The 5,706-nt window shown below is 30.8% G+C and carries 6 protein-coding genes and 1 pseudogene; 4 read left to right on the top strand and 3 right to left on the bottom strand.

The window, feature by feature from the left end; all coding sequences use genetic code 11:
- Positions 1-207 (bottom strand): annotated as a pseudogene (locus ACMUOV_RS01485) (hypothetical protein); the annotation flags it as partial.
- A 112-nt stretch (positions 208-319) separates the two neighbouring features.
- Between ACMUOV_RS01485 and ACMUOV_RS01480 the strand changes: the two are divergent.
- Positions 320-1,165: an EamA/RhaT family transporter gene (locus tag ACMUOV_RS01480; RefSeq protein ID WP_413853094.1), complete on the top strand. Its 846-nt coding sequence runs from the start codon at positions 320-322 to the stop codon at positions 1,163-1,165.
- Between the two features lie 34 nt (positions 1,166-1,199).
- Here ACMUOV_RS01480 and ACMUOV_RS01475 read toward each other — a convergent pair whose 3' ends face one another.
- Positions 1,200-1,808, bottom strand: a complete 609-nt coding sequence (locus ACMUOV_RS01475) for a hypothetical protein (protein ID WP_413853092.1) — start codon at positions 1,806-1,808, stop codon at positions 1,200-1,202.
- Between the two features lie 314 nt (positions 1,809-2,122).
- Here ACMUOV_RS01475 and ACMUOV_RS01470 point away from each other — a divergent pair, with 314 nt between their 5' ends.
- A complete protein-coding gene (locus tag ACMUOV_RS01470) occupies positions 2,123-3,370 on the top strand; it encodes an aldo/keto reductase (protein WP_413853090.1) in 1,248 nt (415 codons plus the stop codon).
- Here the strand turns inward: ACMUOV_RS01470 and ACMUOV_RS01465 are convergent, their stop codons facing one another.
- Positions 3,371-3,892, bottom strand: a complete 522-nt coding sequence (locus ACMUOV_RS01465; protein ID WP_413853088.1) for a methylated-DNA--[protein]-cysteine S-methyltransferase — start codon at positions 3,890-3,892, stop codon at positions 3,371-3,373.
- 168 nt (positions 3,893-4,060) lie between these two features.
- Here ACMUOV_RS01465 and ACMUOV_RS01460 point away from each other — a divergent pair, with 168 nt between their 5' ends.
- Both ACMUOV_RS01460 and ACMUOV_RS01455 read left to right on the top strand, forming a co-directional pair.
- Positions 4,061-4,882: an MBL fold metallo-hydrolase gene (locus tag ACMUOV_RS01460; protein ID WP_413853086.1), complete on the top strand. Its 822-nt coding sequence runs from the start codon at positions 4,061-4,063 to the stop codon at positions 4,880-4,882.
- A gap of 16 nt (positions 4,883-4,898) precedes the next feature.
- Positions 4,899-5,706, top strand: an 808-nt coding sequence (locus tag ACMUOV_RS01455; protein WP_413853084.1) for a solute carrier family 23 protein, incomplete at its 3' end; no start/stop codon positions are given.

The following is a 5,706-nucleotide window of genomic DNA, read 5'->3' as shown; positions in this document are numbered from 1 at the left end:
TTGTATTTGTAATGCAATATCTTTTGTTCTTCCCGTTAAAGAATAATAAACTACAAGAGTTTTACCTAAATTTGCCGTTAATGAAACAGTGTTTGAATATTTTGCCATTTCAGTTTTGTTTCTGTTAGATACCTTGTATAAATGAACTAAAGAAGATACCCCTGCAATTACTGCAATTACCAATATTATGTATAAAGCTATTTTCATAAAATCTCCTTTTTGATTTATTTAATACACATTTTATCAAATTGAATTTTTGCAAAGCAAAATTTGACTAATTACAGTTCTGATTTTATATAATAGATATGAGGTGATTAATATGCATTATTTAATATTAAGTATTGTATGCAGTGTAGCTGTGTCGATACTGTTAAAAATATCTAAAAAACAGGGAATTTCAATTAATCAAGCGGTAGCAATTAATTATCCCGTAGCGGCAATCAGTGCATTTATTTTATTCAAACCGAATTTTATTGATAATTACAATATTTTGTTATCCGAATGGAAGATTTTATTACCGTTAGGTATTTTGCTGCCGAGTATTTTTATAATTATGGGAGAATGTGTTAACCGTGCCGGAATAGCAAAATCGGACGCCGCACAAAGGTTATCACTGTTTTTACCGATACTTGCAGCATTTTTAATTTTCGGAGAAATTGTTTCCATAGGTAAAATTTTAGCAGTTATTTTGGCAATAATTTCATTGGCAGCTTTGGTATATAAGCCAAAAAATAAAACACACGGCACGGGTGCAATTTGGACATTGCTCGGAGTATGGATGGGTTACGGAATAATAGATATATTATTCAAACAGTTATCTAAAAATACTGCAATGACGGCAACAAATTTATGTACGGTATTTGTTCTTTCGGCAATAATTTTGTTTACATATTTAATCATAAAGAAAACAAAGTGGACAAAAGAAAGTATATTCGGTGGAGTATTTTTGGGATGTTTGAATTTCGGGAACATTTACTTTTATTTCCGTGCTCATCAGGCATATAATAACAATCCTACACTTATTTTTGCAGCAATGAATTTAGGGGTAATATCACTTGGTACCGTTATAGGCACGGCTGTTTTTAAAGAGAAAATAAATGTTATAAATATAACCGGAATATTTTTGGCTGTCATAGCTATTGTATGCCTGTTTCATACAATGTAAAATTCTATATTTTTATCGATATTAGAGTAAATTTTTAGAATACAAGTCTTACACTTACTTTAGGAGTAATAGAATTTGTCTCAGGTTTATCTACATAATAATAGTTAACACCGCCATCTATAAAAAGATGATCTATTTTTAATGTAACACCTGCATATCCGCCGAAGATCGCGGAAGTACCATCTTCCTTATATTTATTAACATTCAATTCGCCTTTGTTTTTTAATGTTAATTCATAAGCATTTACACCTGCACCGCCGCCTATATATATGGATATAATACCGAGATCTATAATATCATAATAAATATTCGCCATACCTGCCTGCATATTTAAAGTCCCTTCAATATCACCTAATTTTTGACCTTTTTTATCTATATCTTTACTGACTTCAGACCTTCCCTGATATATTGCTTCAATTCTTAATCTGTTATGTAAAATACCAATACCTGCATTCCCTAAAAAACCGGCACTTGCAAGTTCTGTTTCTTTGTTTTGAGTTTTTTCATTTTTAATTTTTGTTACACCCATAGGAATACCTGCATCGGCATTAATATAAAAATATGTTTTATCTTTTTCCAATGCAAAAATATTGCTTGAACAAATAAAAAGTAAAGCGACTAAAGGTAATAATATTTTTTTCATTTTTTATCTCCTAAATTATTTTGTAAACACTTCGTAGATAATAATAATTTATTTGTTTTTTGTCAAAAAAATTAATTAGTTGTAACTTTAATAATAATTTATTATTTTTTTTCTTGACATTAGAGTTACTTTAATTGATACAATATAGAAGATTAGAAGATTGGATGATTTGAAGATTTGAAGAAAAATTGTATTTTTTGCTTTGCAAAAAATCTAATTGTTTATCAAAAAATCACTTTGTGATTTTTACAGATTTACTTCCATTCTTCTACTCTTCTAATCTTCGAATCTTCAAAATTTCCGGAGGGTTTTTCATGAACAGAAGACAGTTTTTAAAATCGGCATTATTTACAACAATAGGTGCTGTAGTTTTATCGGCATGTAAAAAAGTTACTGCCCAAACAAAAAAAGTTATAGGTAAAGTTTACACGAAAAAATTTAGAAATCTTGATATTTCAGCTATAGGTTTCGGGCTTATGCGGCTTCCGACAAAATTCGGTGAACCCGATGTTGCAGAAACTCAAAAGATGGTAGATTATGCAATGGAACACGGCATAAACTATTATGATACCGCATGGTTTTATCATGGCGGAAAATCCGAACTTACCGCAGGTAAAGTATTAAAAAAATATCCCAGAAACAGCTATTATTTGGCAGATAAAATGCCTTTAAGAATTCTTGAAAGTAAAGAACAGGTTTTAAAAGTTTTCAACGAACAATTACAAAAATGTCAGGTAGATTATTTCGATTTTTATCTTGCACACAATATAAATAAAGGTGAGTGGCAAACATTAAAAAAATGTAATGTTTACGAACAACTTTTACAAAAGAAAAAAGAAGGTAAAATAAAATATTTGGGCTTTTCCATACACGATACTCCGGAACTTTTGGAAGAAGTTATAAATACATATAAATGGGATTTTGTTCAATTACCAATCAATCTTATAGATTGGGAAAAAACAGACAGCAGCGGTTGGTACGGTGTAAATGCAAAAAAGCAGTATGAAATAGCAACAAAAGCGGGTATTCCGGTAGTTGTAATGAACCCGTTAAAAGGCGGGCAGTTATCAACACTTAGCCCGAAAGCCGTTGAGTTGTTGAAAAAAGAAAATCCCGATGCCTCACCGTCATCTTGGTCTTTAAGATATGTCGCAGCACTTGAAAATGTTTTTTGTGTATTAAGCGGTATGAGCGAAATGGAACATATTACGGATAATGTTAACACATTTATAAATTTTAAACCGTTAAGTGAAAAAGAGCAAAAAGTTCTTTCAAATGCAATTGCGGTTTATAAATCTTCCGGAGCAATTACATGTACATATTGTCAATATTGCATCGGGTGCCCCGTAGGAATAGATATTCCGAAAACTTTCAATATATATAATCAGTATAAAGCCGATAACAAAAAAGAAAATTTTATTGCGGCTTATGAAAGTGTTAAGGCGGAAAACAGAGCCGATAAATGTATTAACTGCGGAATATGTAAACCGAAATGTCCTCAAAAGCTTGATATTCCAAACCTTTTAAAAGATGTTGCGGGACTATACAAAAAATTGAAATAGTTAAATATTAATTTTTTCAATTTGAAGAAGTTTCTTCTTCTTATCAAGACCGGCAGCATAACCTGTTAATTTGTGGTTTTTGCCTATCACTCTGTGGCAAGGAATAATTATTGATATCGGGTTGCGACCGACGGCACCCCCAACGGCTTGAGCAGACATTTTTGTTATTCTTTTTTGCTTTTCAATTTGTTTTGCAATATCACCGTAAGTTATAACTTTACCGTAATGAATTTTATAAAGAATTTTCCAAACCGATTTTTGAAATTTCGTGCCGATAAGTTTTATGGGAATTTCTTCTGCTTTTGTTTTTTTACCTGTAAAATATTTTTCCAACCAATTTATTGTTTTTGTAAATATTTGAAGTTTATTATTTTCTGTTAAGTTTCCTTCAATATTACTTGCAAAATATTTCTGCTTTTCAAACCATAAGCCCACAATGTTTTTGCCGCATTCATCACAACAAATTGTAATGTTTCCTAATGGTGATTTATATTTAATTTTGTAAAATATTTCGGTAGTCATAAATAAATTATTCCTTAAATTTAAGTATAGATTATATAAATGTTTTTTACAAGATAACATATTAATAATATATCAAAACAGCAGTTATATTTTTGTAGTGATTTATATAATTTATTTTTATATAATAAACAATACGGTTGTATAAATTTTATACGGAGGCAAATTTTTATGTGTAAATTTTTTTCGGTACTTATGATGCTTTTTATAACATCTTGTTTGTTTGCCGCGGATGTTTTGAATATGAAACTCGGTAAATTTGATGTAACGGCAATTAACATACAATCAATGGAACATAACAAAAAACTTTTCCGTTACAAAGACAGCAAAGCTTTGGAAAATTTTTTAAATCAACAAGATTCCGCATCATCTGCAATAAATGTTTTTTATGTTGATACGGGTGATCATAAAATATTGTTTGATACAGGAATAAATGCAAAAGAATTGGCGGAAAAATTGAAAAACATAAAAATTGCACCCGAAAATATAGATATTATTTGTATAACCCATACGCATTATGATCATATAACAGGGCTTGTTGACGGTTATAATAAAATGTTTCCGAATGCAGTTATTTATATTTCAAAAGAAGAATTTAAAGCAAGCGAATCTTCCGATATATTTAAATTGTATAAAGATAAAATAAAAACTTTTGATAAAAATGAACAAATATTACCGTATATAAAAACAATTCCCGCATTCGGACATACCGTAGGACATACAATGTTTGAAATTACAAGCGACGGACAAACAATGCTGGTTTGGGGAGATATTCTCCATGCTCCGATACAATTTCAAGACCCTGAAATATTTTTAACTTATGATACCGACCCGATTCAAGCTTTATCGGTAAGAAAAAAAGTTATGCAGAATTATGCGGACAGCGATAAATATATTGCGGGTGCTCACTTGTTAAATTGCGGTATAGGAAAATTACAAAAAAATAAATCCGGCGGTTATAAGTTTATATTTTTAAAAACGGATAATAAATAATAAAAGATAAATTTTTATGGAAAGAAGAATAATTCAACCGGAAGAAAAACTTCCTGTATTAGAAACAATTCCGCTCAGTTTGCAACATTTATTTGCAATGTTTTCGGCAACAGTTGTAGTGCCGATTCTTTTTCATATAAATCCGGCAACTGTTCTTTTTTTTAACGGAATAGGAACAATTTTTTATTTAATTATTTGTAAAGGCAAAGTTCCGGCATATTTGGGTTCAAGTATGTCGTTTATTTCTCCCGTATTTATTGTTTTAAGTAAATACAATTACGAATATGCATTGGGCGGTTTTATTGCCGTAGGTGTTACTTTGTGCTTGGTAGGTTTTTTAATAAAAACCATAGGAACAAAATGGATAGATGTTATTTTTCCGCCTGCGGCTATGGGTGCTATTGTTGCGGTTATCGGGCTGGAACTTCTTCCCGTTGCAGCACAAATGGCAGGATTTACTGCAGAAAATCCGGATATAAGAACTATTGCGGTGTCATCCTTAACTTTAATAATTGCCGTATTTGCTATGGTGGTATTTAAAGGTTTCTTATCTCTTATTTCAATACTTTTTTCTATTGTTTGCGGCTATTTTATTGCATCTTTTGCCGGAATTATAGATTTGTCTGCAGTAAAAACAGCTTCCTGGTTTGCAATGCCTACTTTTTATAAAGTTCATTTCAGTTTTGATGCAATTCTTGTAATACTTCCTGTTGCATTGGTTGTTGTAGCTGAACACATAGGTCATTTTATAGTAACCGGAAATATTATGGAAAGAAATCTTATGAAAGAACCGGGCCTTGCAAGGTCTATTTTCGGTAACGGTT

It is taken from the genome of Candidatus Ruminimicrobium bovinum (genome assembly GCF_902760015.1).
In the GTDB taxonomy this organism is placed as follows: Bacteria; Elusimicrobiota; Endomicrobiia; order Endomicrobiales; family Endomicrobiaceae; genus Ruminimicrobium; species Ruminimicrobium bovinum.
Note: the sequence above shows the minus strand (reverse complement) of the source record. Positions and strands in the feature narration are given on the sequence as shown.

Excerpts from the sequence above, each read along its gene's own strand:
- ACMUOV_RS01480 (WP_413853094.1), top strand. The coding sequence starts at position 320 with ATGCATTATTTAATATTAAGTATTGTATGCAGTGTAGCTGTGTCGATA.
- ACMUOV_RS01475 (WP_413853092.1), bottom strand. The coding sequence starts at position 1,808 with ATGAAAAAAATATTATTACCTTTAGTCGCTTTACTTTTTATTTGTTCA.
- ACMUOV_RS01470 (WP_413853090.1), top strand. The coding sequence starts at position 2,123 with ATGAACAGAAGACAGTTTTTAAAATCGGCATTATTTACAACAATAGGT.
- ACMUOV_RS01465 (WP_413853088.1), bottom strand. The coding sequence starts at position 3,892 with ATGACTACCGAAATATTTTACAAAATTAAATATAAATCACCATTAGGA.
- ACMUOV_RS01460 (WP_413853086.1), top strand. The coding sequence starts at position 4,061 with ATGTGTAAATTTTTTTCGGTACTTATGATGCTTTTTATAACATCTTGT.